Source organism: Klebsiella sp. DY2415, assembly GCF_026314315.1.
GTDB lineage: Bacteria > Pseudomonadota > Gammaproteobacteria > Enterobacterales > Enterobacteriaceae > Klebsiella > Klebsiella ornithinolytica.
Genome location: NZ_CP111115.1, coordinates 1650465 through 1671079 on the forward strand (window position 1 = coordinate 1650465; position 20615 = coordinate 1671079).

17 protein-coding genes are annotated in these 20615 nt (G+C 55.9%); 12 read left to right on the forward strand and 5 right to left on the reverse strand.

Annotation, left to right across the window (positions count from 1 at the left end; all coding sequences use genetic code 11):
* Positions 1-58: 58 nt before the first annotated feature.
* Positions 59-1249 (forward strand): mannonate dehydratase, encoded by a 1191-nt coding sequence (gene uxuA, locus OQV00_RS07780; protein WP_004864817.1) that lies wholly within the window; start codon positions 59-61, stop codon positions 1247-1249.
* Positions 1250-1834: 585 nt separating this feature from the next.
* Here uxuA and yeiP read toward each other — a convergent pair.
* Positions 1835-2407, reverse strand: a complete 573-nt coding sequence (gene yeiP / locus OQV00_RS07785; protein ID WP_004864815.1) for an elongation factor P-like protein YeiP — start codon at positions 2405-2407, stop codon at positions 1835-1837.
* A 149-nt stretch (positions 2408-2556) separates the two neighbouring features.
* Between yeiP and OQV00_RS07790 the strand changes: the two genes are divergently transcribed.
* Entirely contained in the window at positions 2557-2811 is a 255-nt protein-coding gene (locus OQV00_RS07790; RefSeq protein ID WP_015583834.1) for a YkgJ family cysteine cluster protein, read from the forward strand.
* Here the strand turns inward: OQV00_RS07790 and setB are convergent.
* Positions 2808-3989, reverse strand: a complete 1182-nt coding sequence (setB, locus tag OQV00_RS07795; protein ID WP_032717962.1) for a sugar efflux transporter SetB — start codon at positions 3987-3989, stop codon at positions 2808-2810. The genes OQV00_RS07790 and setB overlap by 4 nt on opposite strands.
* A 331-nt stretch (positions 3990-4320) precedes the next feature.
* Here setB and fruB point away from each other — a divergent pair, with 331 nt between their 5' ends.
* Genes fruB through fruA form a run of 3 tightly spaced genes read left to right on the forward strand, consistent with a single transcriptional unit; the run spans position 4321 to position 8098 of the window.
* Positions 4321-5451: a fused PTS fructose transporter subunit IIA/HPr protein gene (gene fruB, locus OQV00_RS07800; protein ID WP_069475767.1), complete on the forward strand. Its 1131-nt coding sequence runs from the start codon at positions 4321-4323 to the stop codon at positions 5449-5451.
* On the forward strand, positions 5452-6390 hold the full coding sequence (fruK, locus tag OQV00_RS07805; RefSeq protein ID WP_004864796.1) for a 1-phosphofructokinase: 939 nt from the start codon (positions 5452-5454) through the stop codon (positions 6388-6390).
* Positions 6391-6406: 16 nt separating this feature from the next.
* Complete coding sequence (fruA, locus tag OQV00_RS07810; protein WP_004864795.1) at positions 6407-8098, forward strand: PTS fructose transporter subunit IIBC; 1692 nt, start codon at positions 6407-6409, stop codon at positions 8096-8098.
* A gap of 115 nt (positions 8099-8213) precedes the next feature.
* On the opposite strand, the gene nfo is transcribed toward fruA, so the two are convergent.
* Both nfo and OQV00_RS07820 read right to left on the reverse strand, forming a co-directional pair.
* Positions 8214-9071: a deoxyribonuclease IV gene (gene nfo / locus OQV00_RS07815; protein ID WP_004864792.1), complete on the reverse strand. Its 858-nt coding sequence runs from the start codon at positions 9069-9071 to the stop codon at positions 8214-8216.
* A 93-nt stretch (positions 9072-9164) separates the two neighbouring features.
* Positions 9165-10214, reverse strand: coding sequence for a YeiH family protein (locus OQV00_RS07820; protein WP_004864791.1), 1050 nt, complete (start codon positions 10212-10214; stop codon positions 9165-9167).
* Between the two features lie 371 nt (positions 10215-10585).
* On the opposite strand from OQV00_RS07820, the gene yieE reads away from it, so the two are divergent.
* The 5 genes from yieE (at position 10586) to OQV00_RS07845 (ending at position 17348) form a co-directional block, all read left to right on the forward strand.
* Positions 10586-11452: a DNA-binding transcriptional regulator YeiE gene (gene yieE / locus OQV00_RS07825; RefSeq protein ID WP_004864789.1), complete on the forward strand. Its 867-nt coding sequence runs from the start codon at positions 10586-10588 to the stop codon at positions 11450-11452.
* 191 nt (positions 11453-11643) lie between these two features.
* The gene (locus tag OQV00_RS07830; protein ID WP_032686702.1) at positions 11644-13113 is read left to right on the forward strand and encodes an amino acid permease; all 1470 of its coding nucleotides are present in this window, start codon (positions 11644-11646) and stop codon (positions 13111-13113) included.
* A 58-nt stretch (positions 13114-13171) separates the two neighbouring features.
* Positions 13172-13438, forward strand: a complete 267-nt coding sequence (locus tag OQV00_RS07835) for a hypothetical protein (protein ID WP_004864783.1) — start codon at positions 13172-13174, stop codon at positions 13436-13438.
* Positions 13426-15399, forward strand: a complete 1974-nt coding sequence (cirA, locus tag OQV00_RS07840) for a catecholate siderophore receptor CirA (protein WP_015583841.1) — start codon at positions 13426-13428, stop codon at positions 15397-15399. Before OQV00_RS07835 ends, cirA begins: the two co-directional genes overlap by 13 nt.
* A gap of 425 nt (positions 15400-15824) precedes the next feature.
* Positions 15825-17348 (forward strand): EAL domain-containing protein, encoded by a 1524-nt coding sequence (locus OQV00_RS07845; protein WP_266280122.1) that lies wholly within the window; start codon positions 15825-15827, stop codon positions 17346-17348.
* Positions 17349-17423: 75 nt separating this feature from the next.
* Here OQV00_RS07845 and fghA read toward each other — a convergent pair whose 3' ends face one another.
* The gene (fghA, locus tag OQV00_RS07850; protein WP_004864777.1) at positions 17424-18260 is read right to left on the reverse strand and encodes an S-formylglutathione hydrolase; all 837 of its coding nucleotides are present in this window, start codon (positions 18258-18260) and stop codon (positions 17424-17426) included.
* A gap of 370 nt (positions 18261-18630) precedes the next feature.
* Here fghA and folE point away from each other — a divergent pair, with 370 nt between their 5' ends.
* Entirely contained in the window at positions 18631-19299 is a 669-nt protein-coding gene (folE, locus tag OQV00_RS07855) for a GTP cyclohydrolase I FolE (protein ID WP_004864775.1), read from the forward strand.
* Positions 19300-19316: 17 nt separating this feature from the next.
* A complete protein-coding gene (gene yeiB / locus OQV00_RS07860; RefSeq protein WP_004864773.1) occupies positions 19317-20474 on the forward strand; it encodes a DUF418 domain-containing protein YeiB in 1158 nt (385 codons plus the stop codon).
* Positions 20475-20615 lie beyond the last annotated feature (141 nt).

The following is a 20615-nucleotide window of genomic DNA, read 5'->3' on the forward strand; positions in this document are numbered from 1 at the left end:
ATGGTAGTCATCATTGATGTTGGCGTTATTGGTATAACAACTTTGAGAGGGCATAGCGATGGAACAAACCTGGCGTTGGTATGGACCGAACGATCCGGTGTCGCTTGATGATGTACGGCAGGCTGGCGCGACGGGTGTGGTCACCGCACTGCACCATATTCCTAATGGTCAAGTCTGGCCGGTTGACGAAATTAAACAGCGTCAGGCGCTGCTGGCGGAAAAAGGGTTGACGTGGTCGGTCGTGGAAAGTATCCCGGTACACGAAGAGATCAAAACCCAAAGCGGGCAGTGTGCGACCTGGATCGCCAACTACCAGCAGAGCATTCGTAACCTGGCAGCCTGCGGGATTGATACCGTCTGCTATAACTTCATGCCAATTCTCGACTGGACGCGCACTGACCTTGAGTACCAGCTGCCGGACGGTTCGAAAGCCTTGCGTTTTGACCAAATCGCGTTTGCCGCTTTTGAGTTACATATCCTTAAGCGCCCTGGCGCCGAGGCGGATTACAGTGAAGAGGAGCAGCGCCAGGCGCAGGCTCGTTTTGCGGCGATGAGCGAAGCAGATATTGAAAAGCTGACCCGCAATATTATTGCCGGTTTACCGGGCGCAGAAGAGGGCTATACCCTCGAACAGTTCCGCGCGCGGCTGGCGGAATATGACCATATCAATAAAGCGCAGCTGCGTGAGAACATGGCCGTCTTCCTGCGTGCTATCGTACCGGTATGCGAAGAGGTTGGCGTACGGTTGGCCGTACACCCGGACGATCCGCCGCGTCCGATCCTCGGTCTGCCGCGTATCGTTTCGACTATCGAAGACATGCAATGGCTGAAAGAGACCGTGGACAGCATCAACAACGGCTTTACGATGTGCACCGGTTCTTACGGCGTGCGTGCCGATAACGATCTGGTGAAAATGGTCGAAACCTTCGGCGACAGGATCCACTTCACTCATCTGCGTTCGACCTGCCGTGAAGAGAACCCCAAAACGTTCCACGAAGCGGCGCATCTGACCGGTGACGTCAATATGGTGGCGGTGGTGGATGCGATTCTGAGCGAAGAGCTGCGTCGCAAGCACGCGGGCGATCTGCGTCCGATTCCGTTCCGTCCGGACCATGGACATCAGATGCTGGACGATCTGCGTAAGAAAACCAACCCGGGCTATTCGGCGATTGGTCGTCTGAAGGGGATGGCGGAAGTACGCGGCGTTGAGCTGGCGCTGAAGATGACGAAGTATCCGGAACTGCTGTAATTCTGGCGGCGGGAAGGTAAGAAGTAGAAAGGACAGCCTCTGGATTGATGCCGATCGTTTACGGGTCGGCTGACCGATCCGGCGGAGGTGTAAGAATCCGTCATCTCAAAGAAATTGCCGGTTTTTTATGTGGCGCTGTCAGGTTTTCAACATTTCTGCAGGCGAGCCTGTCCTGGAGATTGTTGTTAAGCCGGGGATGGCGTTTTTATGGTGGTTTGCGTGAAAGGGGGCTTCGCACTCCGAGCATGTGTTCTGTGGGATATTCCGTTCACCACCGGTCCCGCGTATTTCTGTTTTCAGCGCAATGCCGTTCACCTGCAGCGGGTGTGAGAACAGTATCGGATGCATCGTGAACGGAACATGCCACAAAAGTGAACGGAATACTCCACGGCACCCACGCGACAGACCCCTTTCGTACCAACCACCGTTTACCGGCATCGCCCTGACCTGAGATAAAGCAAAAAAATGCGGGCCACCTTTAAGTGACCCGCATTAGCCTCTGGCCGTTTTTTTGTCTTACTGCCCGGCTCATGCGGCGGGCGGTCTGGACAGGGCGTTTCCGCCCTTATCCGCCACGACGCGATATTAGTCCGCGCGACCCATATAGCGGCTTTCTTCGATATGAATACGAATTTTCTCGCCGGTGGTCAGGTATTCCGGAACCTGAATCACCAGGCCGGTGCTCAGGGTCGCCGGTTTGGTGCGAGAGCTTGCCGAGGCGCCTTTAATGCCCGGTGCGGTTTCCACGATTTCCAGATCCACGGTCTGCGGCAGCTCCAGCGCCAGCAGCTGGCCATCCCAGGTCAGAACCTGCATATCAGGCATGCCGCCTTCCGGAATGAACAGCAGCTCTTCTTCAATCTGCTCTTTGGTGAAGGTGTACGGCGTGTAATCTTCTTTATCCATAAACACGTACTCGTTGCCGTCAACATAGGAGAAGTCAACGAAACGGCGGGTCAGGGTCACGGTGTCAACGATATCGTCGCCTTTAAAGCGCTCTTCCACTTTCAGACCGGTACGTACATCAGAGAAACGCATTTTGTACAGCGTTGCTGCGCCACGGGCGCTCGGTGACTGAATATCAATATTTTTTACAATCAGCAGCTTGCCGTTGTAATTCAGCACCATACCTTTTTTAATTTCATTCGCTCTTGGCATTGCAGTAATCCTGTCACTTAACGGTTCAAAAAATATCGCGTAAAACTACTCGTGCCGGGGCTTTCAGGCAAGTGGAATTCGCGAGTTTTGCTATCTCCGGACAAAACGTTTAGGCTGGGCCGTGAACCGCAACATCAAGAGAGTCATTTATGGAATGTCGTATCGATTGCGGTGCCTGCTGTATCGCCCCCTCTATTTCATCCCCGATCCCCGGAATGCCTGACGGCAAGCCTGCTAACACGCGCTGCGTCCAGCTTTCGGAACAGAATCTGTGCAACATCTTCACGTCGCCGCTCAGACCGAAAGTCTGCGCCAGCCTGCAGCCTGTCTTTGAGATGTGTTCGACAAATCGCGAAGCGGCCATGACCTATCTTATCCAGCTGGAAGCGAGCACCGCGCCTTAAACGTCTTTAATGCGCCACAGGCAAAGCAATGACACCGCGCCCATGCCGAGGGCAATCCAGAAAACAGCGTGATAGCTCCAGATTTCTGCCACCACGCCCGCCAGCGAACCGGCGATAATCCAGCCGACGCGGGTGGTATTGGTATACAGCGTGGTGGCAGCGCCGGCCTGGCCGGGCATCAGATCCTGGAAGTAGAGCATGCCAATACCGGCCAGAATACCGATGAATATCGCGTTCAGCGCCTGCAGAGCCAGCAGTAAAGCGGGCGTATGCACCAGCAGCATCCCTACGTAAAACAGTATTCCGGCGGCCGCGGCGAGGCGCATCAAAAAGCGCTTACCAAAGCGCCGGGCATAATAGCCGGCAATCAGCATCGTCGGGATTTCCAACCCGGCGGCGGTCCCCATCATCAGCCCGGCCAGCTTCTCGGATAAATGCAGCTCATTAATGATATAGAGCGGCATATTAATAATGTACAGGCTGTTAATACCCCACATTAATGTGCAAACGCTGAACAGCAGCAGCGCATCGCGACGATGGGTACGCGGCGCTTCCAGATGACCGACTGCCGCCAGTTTCTCTTTGCGCATGCTGGGCAGAAAGAACCATACCATCGCTCCGCAGACCACAAAGGCGATCGCGGCGCAGAGATACATCACGGTAAAGCCGAACCCCATGGCCAGCGCGTAGGCCAGCGGCGGGCCGATCACCCACGCCAGCGAGACCTGGGCACGCAAAATGGAGCTGAACATCACCGCTTCGCGGCCGGTTTTATCAGCATGCTCGCGCGCCAGGGCGAACATCTGCGGGTTGGCGGTGGAGCCGAAGCTGCTGAGGAAGACCCCGACGAAGAGCAGAATAAAGTAGTTGCGGTTCCAGGCGAACAGCAGGCAGGCCAGGACCCCAAGCAGGCAGCAAAAGACAATCAGCTGCTTGCGATCGCCCTGGCGGTCCGAGCGTCCGGCGAGAAACTGGCTGACCAGAATACCGATCACCGCGCTACCGGTAAAAAAGAAGCCGACCATCGCCGGGCGCACATGCACTTCGTTGGTTAAAAACAGGCTCAGGGTCGGCGTTTGCAACGCGCCGGCAATGCCCGTCAGGAAGGCAACGATCAGGAAAGCAGAAGAGGTTAAATCGAACCCGCGTCGGGGGAGGGCGGCGCTACTGTTTTGCATGGGTGGTTATCTGTAATTGTCTGAGCAGCGGAGTTTACGCCGTCACTCAGAAAATGAACAGTAGTATGGTATGTAAAATTAAAAAGCAGTTTCAAATTAGTCATTTCAGCAAAAAGCTGAAGCCTGGCTGAATGCGAACGTCGGGCTTCAGCAAAAGTGTGCTGCACCTCTAATTTCCGTTATCAGGTTGATAACAGATCTTGCGCAGTGGATAAGAAAGGTACAGACTCATTGAAACGTTTCAGCGTCATCGGGAGTTTCTCCATCAGGAAGATGACGCCTTTTTTCGCAAAATAGCTGAAACGATTCAATACAGCAGGAGAGGAGAACCATGTTCCAGTTATCTGTGCAGGATATTCATCCCGGCCAGCAGGCCGGTAATAAAGAAGAGGCGGTTCGTCAGGTTGCCGCAGCGCTGGTCAGCGCGGGCAACGTGGCGGAAGGCTACGTTAACGGGATGCTGGCTCGCGAGCAGCAAACCTCCACATTCCTTGGCAATGGCATTGCCATCCCGCACGGGACTACCGACACGCGTGACCAGGTGCTGAAAACCGGCGTTCAGGTCTATCAGTTTCCGCAGGGCGTAACCTGGGGAGAGGGGCAGACCGCGTACGTGGCAATCGGTATCGCCGCCAGCTCGGATGAACATCTGGGGCTTCTGCGTCAGCTGACCCACGTCCTGAGCGATGATTCAGTCGCTGAACAACTTAAATCAGCGACCACGGCGGAAGAGCTGCGGGCCCTGTTGATGGGTGAAAAGCAGAGCGAAGCGCTGAAACTGGATAATGACACGCTGAGCCTGGATATCGCTGCCAGCGACCTGATGACCTTACAGGCGCTGAACGCCGCGCGTCTGAAAGAAGCTGGCGCCGTTGACGCCTCTTTCGTCAGCCGCACCATCAATGATAAACCGCTTAACCTCGGGCAGGGCATCTGGCTGAACGACAGCGCGGAAGGCAACCTGCGCAGCGCGATTGCGGTCAGCCGTGCCGCCAGCACATTTACCGCCGATGAGCAGCCGGTCTCGCTGCTGATAACCGTCGCGATGGCAGATGAACAGCCTACCGCGGTACTGAATCGCCTGAGCAATCTGCTTATTGATAAAAAAGCTGACCGTCTGCTGAAGTCTGATGGCGCGACGTTGCTGGCGCTGCTGACCAGCGACGAGGCTATCGCCGACGACGTGCTGAGCGCCGAGTATGTGGTGCGCAATGAGCACGGGCTGCACGCCCGTCCGGGCACGATGCTGGTGAACACCATTAAACAATTTTCCAGCGACATTACCGTCACCAATCTGGACGGATCCGGCAAGCCGGCAAATGGCCGCAGCCTGATGAAAGTCGTGGCGCTGGGCGTGAAGAAAGGCCACCGTCTGCGCTTCACCGCGCAGGGTGAAGATGCGCAACAGGCGCTGGATGCGATTGGCGAAGCGATCGCCGCAGGCCTTGGGGAGGGCGCATAAATGAGCAGACGTGTAGCAACGATTACATTAAACCCGGCGTATGACCTGGTGGGTTTCACACCGGAAATTGAACGCGGGGAGGTCAACCTTGTGCGGACCACCGGTCTGCATGCCGCCGGGAAAGGTATCAACGTGGCGAAAGTGCTGAAAGATCTCGGCATTGACGTCACCGTTGGCGGATTTCTTGGTAAAGATAACCAGGATGGTTTTCAGCAGCTGTTCAGCGAGCTGGGGATTGCCAACCGTTTCCAGGTGGTGCAGGGGCGGACGCGCATCAACGTCAAGCTGACGGAAAAAGATGGTGAAGTGACCGATTTCAACTTCTCCGGTTTTGAAGTGACCCCGGCCGACTGGGAACGCTTTGTGAATGACTCCCTGAGCTGGCTGGGTCAGTTCGACATGGTGTGCGTCAGCGGCAGTCTGCCGTCAGGCGTTAGCCCGGAAGCCTTCACTGACTGGATGGTTCGCCTGCGCAGCCAGTGTCCGTGCATTATCTTTGACAGCAGCCGCGAAGCGCTGGTTGCCGGTCTGAAAGCCGCGCCGTGGCTGGTGAAGCCAAACCGTCGCGAGCTGGAAATTTGGGCGGGCCGTAAGCTGCCGGAAATGAAAGACGTGATTGATGCGGCGCATGCGCTGCGCGAGCAGGGCATTGCCCACGTGGTTATCTCCCTCGGCGAAGAGGGTGCGCTGTGGGTTAACGCCTCGGGCGAATGGATTGCGAAACCGCCTTCCGTCGAAGTGGTCAGCACCGTTGGTGCCGGGGATTCCATGGTTGGCGGTCTGATCTACGGCCTGCTGATGCGTGAATCCAGCGAGCATACGCTGCGTCTGGCCACTGCCGTTGCGGCGCTGGCGGTTAGCCAGAGCAATGTCGGTATTACCGATCGTACCCAGTTGGCCGCCATGATGGCGCGTGTCGACTTAAAACCCTTTAATTGACAGCAGGAGAGGCATAATGAAAACGCTGCTGATTATTGATGCCGGACTTGGACAGGCGCGCGCCTATATGGCGAAAACCCTGCTGGGTACCGCAGCGCATAAAGCGCATCTTGAACTGACCGATAACCCGAACGACGCTGAACTGGCGATCGTTCTCGGCACTGCCCTGCCGGCGGATAGCGCGCTGAGCGGTAAACAGGTGTTCCTCGGCGATATTAATCGCGCCGTTGCGCATCCGGAGCTGTTCCTGAGCGAAGCGAAAAGCCATGCGACGCCGTACGCTGCTCCGGCAGCTGCGTCACTGCCGGCCGCGACCGGTGGTGCAAAACGCATCGTGGCGATCACCGCTTGCCCTACCGGCGTTGCGCATACCTTTATGGCGGCAGAAGCCATTGAAACCGAAGCCAAAAAACGCGGCTGGTGGGTGAAGGTGGAAACTCGCGGCTCGGTCGGCGCAGGTAACGCCATCACGCCGGAAGAGGTGGCGCAGGCGGATCTGGTGATTGTGGCTGCCGATATTGAAGTCGACCTGGCAAAATTTGCCGGCAAACCGATGTATCGCACCACTACCGGTCTGGCGCTGAAGAAAACGGCCCAGGAACTGGATAAAGCCGTTGTTGAAGCGAAACCGTACCAGCCATCCGGTCAGAGCGGCAAGCAGGCTGATGCGGCGAAGAAAGAGGGCGGCGGTGCCTATCGTCACCTGCTGACCGGCGTCTCTTATATGCTGCCGATGGTCGTTGCCGGCGGTCTGTGTATTGCGCTCTCCTTTGCCTTTGGTATCAAAGCCTTTGAAGTGAAGGATACCCTTGCCGCCGCGCTGATGCAGATTGGCGGAGGTTCAGCCTTTGCGTTGATGGTTCCGGTGCTGGCGGGCTTTATCGCCTTCTCCATTGCCGACCGTCCGGGCCTGACGCCGGGTCTTATCGGCGGGATGCTGGCCGTCAGCGGCGGTTCCGGCTTTATCGGCGGGATTATCGCCGGTTTCCTTGCCGGTTACGTTGCTAAACTGATCAGCACTAAATTGAAGCTGCCGCCGAGCATGGAAGCGCTGAAACCGATTCTGATCATTCCGCTGGTCTCCAGCCTGATCGTCGGCCTGGCGATGATTTACCTGATTGGCAAACCTGTTGCCGGTATTCTGGCAGGGCTGACCCACTGGCTGCAAACGATGGGAACGGCGAACGCCGTACTGTTGGGCGCAATTCTCGGCGCGATGATGTGTACCGACATGGGGGGCCCGGTGAACAAAGCAGCCTATGCCTTCGGCGTCGGTCTGCTGAGTACCCAAACCTACGCACCGATGGCGGCGATTATGGCGGCCGGTATGGTGCCACCGCTGGCAATGGGTATCGCCACGCTGGTTGCCCGCAATAAGTTTGATAAAGGGCAACGGGAAGGGGGGAAAGCGGCGCTGGTTCTGGGTCTGTGCTTTATCTCTGAAGGGGCCATTCCGTTTGCTGCCCGTGACCCGATGCGTGTCCTGCCATGCTGTATCGTAGGCGGCGCGGTGACTGGTGCAATCTCTATGGCTATCGGAGCGAAACTGATGGCGCCGCACGGCGGTCTGTTCGTCCTGCTGATTCCTGGCGCGATTACCCCAGTGGTTGGTTATCTGCTGGCGATTGTTGCCGGTACCCTGGTGGCCGGTCTCTCCTATGCGGTGCTGAAACGTCCGGAAGGACAGACCGCGGAAAAAGCGGCCTGAGTTATCCTCCGCGATAGAGCGTCGTAATAAAACAAAAGGGCCGAATATTCGGCCCTTTTTCTGTTCTACTTCTCTACGTAGCGATACGTTTCACACGGCCCGCACGCGGCTGGCGTCAGGCCGAGGCCTCTTCCGTTTGTTGCGCTCGCAGCCAGGCAATCTCTTCTGCCCAGATATCCGGGTTAATGGTTTCCAGAATCAACGGGATACCATCGAAGCGGCTGTCCTGCATGATCCAGCGGAAAGCGTCGTGGCCGATATTGCCTTCGCCCAGGCTGTGGTGGCGGTCAACGCGGCTGCCGAAGGCGCTTTTAGCATCGTTGAGGTGCATGCCGCGCAGATAGCGGAAACCGACAATACGTTCGAAGTCGGCGAAGGTTTTCTCACACGCTTCTGCGCTACGCAGGTCATAACCGGCGGCAAAGGCGTGGCAGGTATCAATGCAGACGCCGACGCGGGATTTGTCCTCCACGCCGTCAATAATGGCGGCCAGGTGTTCAAACTGGAAACCGAGATTGCTGCCCTGGCCGGCGGTATTTTCAATGACGGCGGTCACGCCTTCGGTTTTAGCCAATGCAATATTAATGGACTCGGCAATACGCGCCAGGCACTCGTCCTCCGGTATCTGCTGCAGGTGGCTGCCGGGATGGAAATTGAGCAGCGTCAGTCCGAGCTGCTGGCAGCGGCTCAGTTCATCGATAAAGGCATCGCGAGATTTTTCCAGCGCCTCCTCAACCGGGTGGCCGAGGTTAATCAGGTAGCTGTCGTGCGGCAGGATTTGTCCGGGACCAAAGCGGTATTTTTCGCAGGCGGCTTTGAATTCAGCAATTGTTTCGTCGCTGAGCGGGGCAGCTCGCCATTGCCGCTGGTTTTTGGTAAACAGCGCGAAGGCGGTGGCGTCGATTTCGGCGGCGCGAATGGCGGCATTGGCCAGTCCGCCGGAGGCGCTGACGTGCGCTCCAATGTATTTCATAAAAAAGCTCCAGTTAAGCCGCTGGGTGGAGAGTAATGATAGCGGCTTAACTGCAGAGTTACATCAACGAATGCGTGCGTTCACGCGACCGGGTTATGCCATCAGGCTGTGAATCACCAGGTTGATGGCACCCCCGCCGACGATCAGCCAGACGAACAGTATCAAGGCCATCAGCAGCGGTTTAGCACCGGCTTTTTTCAGCGCGCTGACGTGAGTGGTCAGCCCCAGTGCCGCCATCGCCATCGCCAGAAGGACGGTATCGAGCGTCACCAGCATGTCGACGACCGGTTTTGGCAACAGGTGGAAAGAGTTAAACACCGCCACCAGAATGAACAGGATGGCAAACCACGGAATGGTGATTTTGCTTTTTTCTCCCTGACCCTCTGGCGCCAGCTGTTTGACGCGAGCGGCCATAAACAGCAGGAACGGAGCCAGCATCATCACGCGCAGCATTTTCGCAATCACCGCGGCATTTTCCGCATCCGGGCTGATTGCATGTCCTGCGGCTACGACCTGCGCCACCTCATGCATCGTAGAGCCCATATAGATGCCATAGGCTTCCGGCGTGAACCAGTGCGCCAGCATCGGATACATCGCCGGATAGAGGAAGATAGCCAGGGTACCGAAAATGACTACCGTAGCCACCGCGACGGTCACTTTACTGGCTTCCGCCTTGACGACCGGCTCGGTAGCCAGAATTGCGGCGGCGCCGCAGATGCTGCTACCGGCGCCAATCAGCCAGCTGGTATGTTTGTCGAGGCCGAAGACCTTCTGCCCGAGGTAACAGGCGATAAAAAAGGTGCTGGTCAGCGTCAGTACGTCGATAGTGATACCGCTGACGCCGACATCGGCGATTTGGGCGAACGTCAGGCGAAAACCGTATAAAATAATGCCGAGTCGTAACAGATGTTGTTTGGCAAAGATCACGCCGCCATCACAGGATTGCCAGAGCTTAGGGTAAATCGTGTTACCGATGACCATACCGAATAAGATGGCCAGCGTCAGGGCGCTGAAGCCGGCGCCGGCGATAGCGGAAAAGCTACCAGCCCAAAGCGCAGCGCCGGTCAGAACGGCGGTCAGCGCAAGTCCCGGGATAAAATGCCATAGGGTGCGATGTTTAGTCGGTAAAGTGAGTGCTGTCATAACCTTCTCCTTTGTCTGTGTAAAGATTACGACGGACTGGTTTAAATATAAAATTGATTATATATTTATAATCAATCGGAATAAGTGGTATACCCGCCATACATCAAGGTGCTGTGCGTTGGCTGCGCTTACTTACCCCAGTCACATGTTTCAGTAAGTGCCTGGGGGACTTGCTCTCTGGCCGCATGATTCGGCCTATGGCCTGAACCCTTTGGGGCCAGCGTAAACGCTGTTCAGGACGGTTAACCGTCTTGTCCTGCAACTCGAATTATTCAGGGTATATGCGAATATTTTCGCGTCTGGAGTGGCATTCTCACCATCGACCGGTTGTCGGAGAGCCACGCTGTATATAAATGAAGGCAGGATGAGTTATGCATATCACGCTACGGCAGCTGGAAGTATTTGCTGAGGTGCTAAAGAGCGGGTCAACGACCCAGGCGTCACAGATGCTGGCGCTTTCTCAATCGGCGGTCAGCGCGGCGCTGACCGATCTGGAGGGGCAGCTGGGCGTGCAGCTGTTTGACCGCGTCGGCAAGCGGCTGGTGGTAAACGAACATGGCCGGCTTCTCTACCCGCGGGCGCTGGCATTACTGGAGCGCGCGCTAGAGATTGAGCAGCTGTTTCGCGGCGACAATGGCGCGATCCGGGTTTATGCCAGCAGCACGATCGGCAACTATATCCTGCCGGAAATTATCGCCCACTATCGCCGAGATTTTCCCGACCTGCCGCTGGAGCTGAGCGTGGGCAATAGCCAGGACGTGATTAATGCGGTCGCCGATCTGCGGGTGGATATCGGGCTTATCGAAGGGCCATGTCATGCGGCAGACATTATCGCCGAGCCATGGCTGGAAGATGAGCTCGTGGTGTTCGCCGCACCGGATTCGCCGCTGCTGGAAGGGGAGGTGACGCTGCAACGGCTGGCGGAAGCGCCGTGGATCCTGCGTGAACATGGCTCCGGCACCCGCGAAATCGTTGACTACCTGCTGCTGTCGCATCTGCCGGCGTTTCATCTGGGCATGGAGCTCGGCAATTCGGAAGCTATCAAACACGCCGTGCGTCACGGCCTGGGCATCAGCTGCCTCTCCCGGCGGGTTATCGCCGAACAGCTGGAGGTGGGATCGCTGGTTGAACTGCCGGTCCCGCTGCCTAATCTGACCCGCACTCTGTGGCGGATTCACCATCGGCAAAAGCATATTTCCAAGGCATTACAACGTTTTCTGCGCTACTGTCAGGTATAAATCATCGGCGGCTAGCAAGGGTATTATCGTGAGAGATCAGCAGATTATGACTGGCATTTCCGGGGATTAGTGCTTTACTAATAATCCATTGTCGATCATGAAGCTCTCTTATAACTTCGCATTTGTACCGGATAGAACCCGGATCGTCTGCTACAATCGCGCCTCGTTTTTTGGATGGATAGCATTTTCACATGGTTTCGGATACTAAAACCACAGAAGCGCCCGGCCTACGCCGTGAACTGAAGGCGCGCCACTTGACCATGATCGCTATTGGCGGTTCCATCGGTACAGGTCTTTTCGTTGCATCTGGTGCAACTATTTCTCAGGCAGGCCCTGGCGGCGCACTGCTTTCCTATATTCTGATCGGTCTGATGGTCTATTTCCTGATGACCAGCCTGGGTGAACTGGCGGCGTATATGCCGGTATCTGGTTCCTTTGCGACTTACGGTCAGAACTATGTCGAAGAGGGCTTTGGCTTCGCGCTGGGCTGGAACTACTGGTATAACTGGGCGGTGACCATCGCCGTTGACCTCGTGGCGTCTCAGCTGGTAATGAGCTACTGGTTCCCGGATACGCCGGGTTGGATCTGGAGCGCCCTGTTCCTCGGTATTATGTTCCTGCTGAACTGGATCTCGGTTAAAGGCTTTGGCGAAGCGGAATACTGGTTCTCGCTGATCAAAGTGGCCACCGTAATTATCTTTATTGTTGTCGGCGTGATGATGATCGTCGGTATCTTTAAAGGCGCGCAGCCTGCGGGCTGGAGCAACTGGGCCATCGATGACGCGCCGTTTGCCGGTGGTTTCTCCGCGATGATAGGCGTGGCGATGATCGTCGGCTTCTCGTTCCAGGGCACCGAGCTTATTGGTATTGCCGCGGGCGAATCCGAAAATCCGGAAAAGAATATTCCGCGTGCGGTGCGCCAGGTGTTCTGGCGTATCCTGCTGTTCTATGTCTTCGCGATTTTGATTATCAGTCTGATCATTCCGTATACCGATCCAAGTCTGCTGCGTAACGACGTGAAAGACATTTCCGTCAGCCCGTTCACCCTGGTGTTCCAGCATGCGGGCCTGCTGTCTGCGGCGGCAATCATGAACGCGGTTATCCTGACGGCGGTGCTGTCGGCGGGTAACTCGGGAATGTATGCGTCAACGCGTATGCTCTATACCCTGGCCTGCGATGGCAAAGCTCCGCGCATCTTCTCGAAGCTGTCCCGTGGCGGCGTGCCGCGTAATGCGCTGTATGCCACGACGGTGATTGCCGCGCTGTGCTTCCTGAGCTCGATGTTTGGTAACCAGACCGTTTACCTGTGGTTGCTGAACACCTCCGGGATGACCGGTTTCATCGCCTGGCTGGGGATCGCCATCAGCCACTATCGTTTCCGTCGCGGCTACGTGCTGCAGGGCAACGATCTTAACAATCTGCCGTACCGTTCAGGGTTCTTCCCGCTGGGGCCGATCTTTGCCTTCGTGCTGTGCCTGATTATCACGCTGGGCCAGAACTATGAAGCGTTCCTGAAAGACACCATCGACTGGGGTGGCGTGGCCGCAACCTATATCGGTATCCCGCTGTTCCTGGTGATCTGGTTTGGTTATAAGCTGGCAAAAGGTACCCGTTTCGTCCGCTATAGCGAAATGAAGTTCCCACAGCGATTTAAAGGCTGACGGCCGAAGTTTGTTGTAATCGTTCCCGCAAAACCCTCTTTTAAAGAGGGTTTTTTTTATGCTGTACGCCTTACAAATTGATACAGTTCTTCATAATTTTATTGATAATCGAAATCATTATCTTTATCATCCTCATCAAAATCAGGATGAAGCCAATCTCCCTGTCTTGCCGGTCATGAACAACCAGCAAGGGGCGACCAGCCACGTCAACTGTAAAAAAAGACCGCGCGTACCGCCAATGAGCGGTGCGCCGACAGTACGTGTTAATTGCACCTTTTGTTTGATTCGTTATAGACCTCATGGAGATATGGAATGTTCAGGTTAAACCCTTTTGTCCGGGCGGGATTGTGCGCATCCGTCGTATCGCTGGCGTTTCCGGCCGCAGCCGAAGTGAATGAAGAAACGCTGGTCGTCACCGCCGCGGCGACTGAACAGAGCGTCAAAGATGCGCCAGCCAGTATCAGCGTTATTACTCAGCAAGATCTGCAGCGCCGCCCGGTCCAGAACCTGAAGGATGTCCTGCGCGACGTGCCAGGTGTGCAGCTCACCAACGAAGGCGACAACCGCAAGGGCGTCAGCATTCGCGGCCTCGACAGCAGCTATACGCTGATTCTGGTCGACGGCAAACGCGTCAACTCGCGCAACGCGGTCTTCCGCCATAACGATTTCGATTTAAACTGGATCCCGGTCGATGCCATCGAACGCATTGAAGTGGTCCGCGGGCCGATGTCTTCCCTCTATGGTTCCGACGCCCTCGGCGGCGTGGTGAACATCATCACCAAAAAAGTCGGCCAGAAGTGGACCGGAACCCTGAGTGCCGATACCACGATTCAGGAACATCGCGATCGCGGTGATACCTACAACGGTCAGTTCTTTACCAGCGGCCCGCTGATTGACGGCGTGCTGGGGATGAAAGCCTACGGCAACCTGGCAAAACGCGCGAAAGACGATCAGCAGCCCTCCAGCAATGCCGCCGGCGAAACGCCGCGTATTGAAGGTTTTACCAGCCGCGATGGCAACGTTGAGTTTGCCTGGACGCCGACCGATAACCAGGACATCACCGCCGGCTATGGCTTCGATCGCCAGGATCGCGATTCCGACTCCCTCGACCGCAACCGTCTGGAACGCCAGAACTACTCCCTGAGCCATAACGGCCGTTGGGACGTGGGCAATAGCGAACTGAAGTTTTATGGCGAAAAAGTCGATAACAAAAACCCAGGCCAGGACGGGACGATCACCTCTGAAAGCAATGCCGTTGACGGCAAGTACGTTCTGCCGCTGGGGATGATTAACCAGCTGCTGACCTTCGGTGGCGAATGGCGCCACGATAAACTGAAAGATCCGGTCAACCTGAGCAGCGGCGGAAAATCCACCTCTGCCAGCCAGTACGCGCTGTTTGTTGAGGATGAGTGGCGTATTTTCGAACCGCTGGCGCTGACCACCGGTATTCGTATGGACGACCATCAAACCTACGGCGATCACTGGAGTCCACGTGCTTACCTCGTCTACAACGCAACCGATACGGTCACCGTAAAAGGCGGCTGGGCCACGGCCTTTAAAGCGCCGTCGCTGCTGCAGCTGAACCCGGACTGGACCACCAACTCCTGCCGTGGCTCGTGCAGCATCATTGGTAACCCGGACCTGAAGCCGGAAACCAGCGAAAGCTTCGAACTTGGCCTCTACTACCGCGGCGAAGAGGGGCTGCTGGATGGCGTAGAAGGCAGCGTGACCACCTTCCAGAATAACGTCGACGATATGATCGATATTCTGCGAACCTCCAGCGCCAGCGAAGCGCCGGGCTACCCGAACTTTGTCGGCTGGAAAACGGTCAACGGCAAACGCGTACCGGTCTTCCGCTACTTCAACGTCAACAAAGCGCGTATTAAAGGGGTGGAAACCGAAGTCAAAGTGCCGTTCGGCGACGAGTGGAAGCTGACGGTGAACTACACCTATAACGATGGCCGCGATCTCAGCAACGGTGGCGACAAACCGCTGCAATCGCTGCCGTTCCACACCGCCAACGGGACGCTGGACTGGAAGCCGCTGGATGACTGGTCCTTCTACGTCACCGCGAATTATACCGGCGAGCAGCGCGCTGTCAGCGCCACCTCGAAAACCCCGGGCGGCTACACCATGTTTGATATCGGTGCGGCCTGGCAGGTGACGAAGAGCGTGAAGCTGCGTTCAGGCGTGCTGAACGTGGGGGATAAAGATCTGAGCCGCGACGACTATAGCTATACCGAAGAAGGTCGTCGCTACTTTATGGCCGTGGACTACCGCTTCTGATCGAAGCGGAAAGAGGGCAGATGGCGACTGCTGTCTGCCCCTGGATAAACCTCTGGCCGGCTTTGCATCATGATGGCCTGACCTTACATCGCCGTCGGTGTTTCCACAATGCCGACGGTGAGTTGTTTTTGCGGATGTTTTTCAATGCGCTGGCGCCGTTATCACACAAACAGGCGCGGCGCGAAATGGCGTATACACTATAGGGAGAGACGCTCCCATTCTCTATCAGGATGGATGACTTCCTCCGGTTTGTTCAGAACTGAAATTCGACGGTGAGTGGTAATATCCGCCGGTTATTTCCGCTGGTGTCCAGAACACATTCAGAGGGCAGGGTTAAGATTGAGAACATGACTGACGTCATGAGGATCAATGGTGAGCATGTCGACGTTATTCATTAATCGCATCTCCATTGACAGAGAACAATAATGCGCAATGTCATACTCCCTGTTTTCGTTGCTGTATTTTTTATCCTCATCGGCGTGTCTATTTTGAATATACAGCTGTGGTACTCCGCCAGAATAAATAGCGCCAATGCCGCACATCATGCCGCGAAAAGAATTGATGCCATCCTTGAGGAGGCGCGCCAGGCGACAACAACCGCGCTGGAGGTGGCGAGCAGAGGCTGTACGCCGGAAGGCCAGTTTCAACTTGGGACGGAGGCGGCGCTTAAACCACACCTCAGAACGATTTTGATTATTAAGGACGATAAAATCTGGTGTTCTTCCCTGCCGGGAAATCGGGTTCTGCTGTTGAATTTCAACGATATGCCGGACACCCGGTTAATGCTGATTCCCGCGAGAAATACCGTGAACAGTCGGCCGATTCTCGCCTGGCAAACGCGTTTTCCGGCCGGAAAAGCCGTCATCAGCATCAGCGATGTACATATTCGCGATGCGCTGAGCAGCAATATACAGAATACGCAATTTGCCTTAGTGGTGGGTGACCGCACTATCGGAACGGCAGGCGATGTCAGAAACACCGACTTAAGCCGCAGTACCACCGCATATTTCCGATCGGCCGAATTTATGTTTGCTATTGAATACAATCTCCCGGCGTTTTTTAGTGTTAAACGAATGATTAATCAGGGGGCTGGTTTGTTGATCTTTATTCTGTTCGTGGCATGCGCCCTGGCCTGGATCCTGCTGAAGTATGCGAACAAATACACGACCCCCGAGGATAACTTGCGTAAAGCCATTGAAAACGGGGAGATCGTTCCTTTTTACCAGCCGGTGGTTAATGGCCGCAGCGGGGCTATCTATGGCGTCGAGGTGTTGGCCAGATGGAAACATCCGCGACTGGGGCTTATTTCACCGGTGACATTTATCCCCCTCGCGGAACGAACGGGACTGATTATTCCCTTAACCCAAAGCCTGATGGCGCAGGTGGTGGTGCAGATGAACAAAATCACCAGCAAGCTGCCCGATGGTTTTCATATTGGTATCAACTTCAGCGCTTCACATATCAGTTCGCCTCAGTTTATGCATGACTGTCTGAAATACCGCGACGGTTTCCAGAACAAGAATTTAACGCTGGTGCTTGAAGTCACCGAACGTGAACCGCTCCACGTCGATGAGCAGCTGATCGCGAATCTGAACACTCTGCACGCCCGCGGTTTTACAATTGCGCTGGATGATTTTGGCACCGGGTATTCAGGGCTGTCTTATCTTCATGATTTGAACATTGACTACATAAAGATCGATAAAAGCTTTGTCGGTCGGGTGAACGGCCTCGATGAATCGACGAAGCTGCTGGACTGCGTGCTTGAAATGGCGCGCAAGCTCTCATTGCGTATTGTGGCTGAGGGCGTTGAAACCGTAGAGCAGCTGAATTATCTCAACCGGAAAAATATCACGCTGTTACAAGGTTATTATTTTTTTAAACCGGTTTCTTATATTGAGCTGATAAAGATCCTGCTGTCGAAGAATAAAGAAACGGTGATTGTTGAATGACGCATGCCATTGCGCGGCGGTCGGGCCAGCGGGAAACGGTGCGCCGCGACGAGGCTGCGGCACACCGGCAGGCAATCAGGCCAGCAGATAGCGGGCATGAAAACGCAGATGATCTTCGATAAATGAAGCAATGAAATAGTAGCTGTGATCGTAGCCGGGCTGAATTCTCAGGGTTAACGGCCACGCCTTCTGCCGCGCGCACTCTGCCAGCACCGCCGGCTGCAGCTGTAGCGCGAGGAATGTGTCGTTATCGCCCTGGTCTATCAGCGTCGGAATGGCATCGCCGGGCTGGCTGGCCTGCATTAATGCGCAGCTGTCCCACGCCTGCCAGGTCGATTCATCGGCCCCCAGATAGGCGGTGAAGGCTTTTTGCCCCCAGGGAACCTGCGTAGGGTTAACGATGGGCGCGAAAGCGGAAACGCTGGTAAAGCGACCCGGGTTTTTCAGCGCCATGATCAGTGCGCCGTGCCCGCCCATCGAGTGACCGCTGATTGCGCAGCGCTCGCTGACGTGAAACTGCGAACGGATGAGCTGCGGCAGTTCGTCACGCAGGTAGTCGTACATCTGGAAATGCGCAGACCACGGCGCCTGGCTGGCATTCAGGTAAAAACCTGCGCCTTTGCCCAGATCCCAACCGCTATCGTCGGCGACATCATCGCCGCGAGGGCTGGTATCCGGCATCACCAGCACAAGGCCAAGTTCGGCAGCGATACGCTGGGCGCCCGCTTTGGTGGTGAAGTTTTCATCATTGCAGGTCAGCCCCGACAGCCAGTAGAGCACCGGCGGCGGCGTCTCATCACGCAGGGGAGGTAAAAAAATACTGAACGTCATTGCACAGTTCAGGGTACTGGAGTCGTGCCGCCAGCGTTGCTGCCGACCTTCATAACAGCGATGCTCTTCAAGCAATTCCATGCAGGGCTCCTCAGGAAGGTAAATGCGGGTGTCAGGTCATAATACAGATATTTCATCTACCCGTGAGTAACTTTCACTTCCTCCTTTGAGGAACATATTGCATCATTAATGCAACTTTTAGCCAACATGCCCGCAGCTGCCCGCCCGCCGGAAACGGTGCCATACCGCGTGGCGCTAAGTGGCTGAGTGAAAGGCGAGTAGGGCAAGTTTAATTAGCGGCAGGCAGGGCCCGTCGCGAGGGATCAATAGCTCACGCAAATTTCAATAATTATCGTTTCGGCTACTGGATTATGTGCGCCACCTCACGCACAATGAATGCAAACTTTGCCCGCAGAAGAGCAAAGAGCGCCACACCTGCAGGAGAACCTAAATGTCAGCACTGAGTAAAGAAGCCATACTCGTTCATGAAGCGCTGGTCGCTCGTGGGCTGGAGACGCCGCTGCGTCCGCCAGTACAAGAAATTGATAATGAAACTCGCAAGAGCTTGATTGCCGGACACATGACCGAGATTATGCAACTGCTGAATCTTGATCTAACTGATGACAGCCTGATGGAAACGCCACGACGCATCGCCAAGATGTACGTCGATGAGATTTTTTCCGGGCTGGATTATGCCAGGTTCCCAAAAATCACCGTTATCGAAAACAAAATGCAGGTCGATGAAATGGTCACCGTGCGTGACATTACCTTGACCAGCACCTGTGAACACCACTTTGTCACTATTGATGGTAAAGCGACGGTAGCCTATATCCCGAAAGATTCGGTCATCGGCCTGTCGAAAATTAACCGTATCGTGCAGTTCTTCTCTCAGCGCCCGCAGGTGCAGGAGCGACTGACTCAGCAGATTTTAACGGCGCTGCAGACGCTGCTGGGCACCAGCAACGTTGCGGTATCCATTGATGCGGTGCATTACTGCGTCAAAGCGCGCGGCATCCGTGATGCCACCAGTGCCACGACGACGACCTCTCTGGGCGGCCTGTTTAAATCCAGCCAGAATACTCGCCAGGAGTTCCTGCGCGCCGTACGTCACCACAACTAAAATACGGAGCAGGGCAGATGGAGCGAAATGTCACGCTGGACTTTGTGCGCGGCGTCGCCATCCTTGGGATCCTGCTTCTCAATATCAGCGCCTTCGGCTTGCCGAAGGCCGCCTACCTCAACCCGGCGTGGTCCGGGAGCATTTCCCTCAGCGATGCCTGGACCTGGGCAATTCTCGATCTGTTTGCGCAGGTCAAATTTCTGACGCTGTTTGCCTTGCTGTTTGGCGCCGGACTACAGATGCTGCTGCCTCGCGGCAAGCGCTGGATCCAGTCGCGCCTGACGCTCCTGGCGCTGCTGGGTTTTATCCACGGTCTGTTGTTCTGGGATGGCGATATCCTGCTGGCCTATGCGCTGGTGGGGCTGGTGGCGTGGCGCATGGTGCGCGATGCGCATCACATCAAATCGCTGTTTAACACCGGCGTCGTGCTCTACGTCATCGGTGTTGCGGTGCTCGTGCTGCTCGGCGTGATTTCCGGCGGCGCGCCGAACCGTTCATGGGTGCCCGATGCGGCCAACTTACAGTATGAGCAATACTGGAAGCTGAACGGCGGGCTGGAGGCGGTCAGCAACCGTGCCGATATGCTCTCCGATAACCTGCTGGCGCTGGGGGCGCAGTACGGCTGGCAGCTGGCGGGGATGATGCTAATGGGAGCGGCGCTGATGCGCAGCGGCTGGTTAAAAGGGCAGTTTAGCCTTAGCCACTATCGCCGCACCGGCGCCCTGCTGATTGTCGCCGGCATGGCCGTCAATCTGCCGGCTATTTTTGCCCAGTGGCATCTGGGGTGGAATCCTCGCTGGTGTGCGTTCCTGTTACAGGCTCCTCGCGAACTGGGCGCCCCGCTGCAGACCATAGGCTATGCCGCGCTGGCATGGGGCTTCTGGCCGCAGCTGTGCAGGCTGCGGCTGGTGGGGGCTATCGCCTGCGTCGGGCGGATGGCGCTTACCAACTATCTGCTGCAAACGCTGGTCTGCACCACTATTTTTTACCGTTTTGGCCTGTTTATGAAGTTTGACCGTCTGCAGTTGCTGGCTTTCGTGGTGCCGGTCTGGGCGGTAAATATCACCTTCTCTCTCTTTTGGCTACGTCATTTCCGTCAGGGGCCGGTGGAATGGCTGTGGCGTCAGTTAACCCTGCGTGCGTCGGGGACATCACTAAAAAACACATCCAGATAACGATCTCGATCACAATCATTAACAAAACGGATGTAACCGTTTCCAGGCTTGTGACCTCTCTCACGTAGCGTGCAGCACGTCGCTGCCAGAATAGCCACCTTGCTGAACACAGGAGGTGGGTGTGACGTATTGCAATTCTCT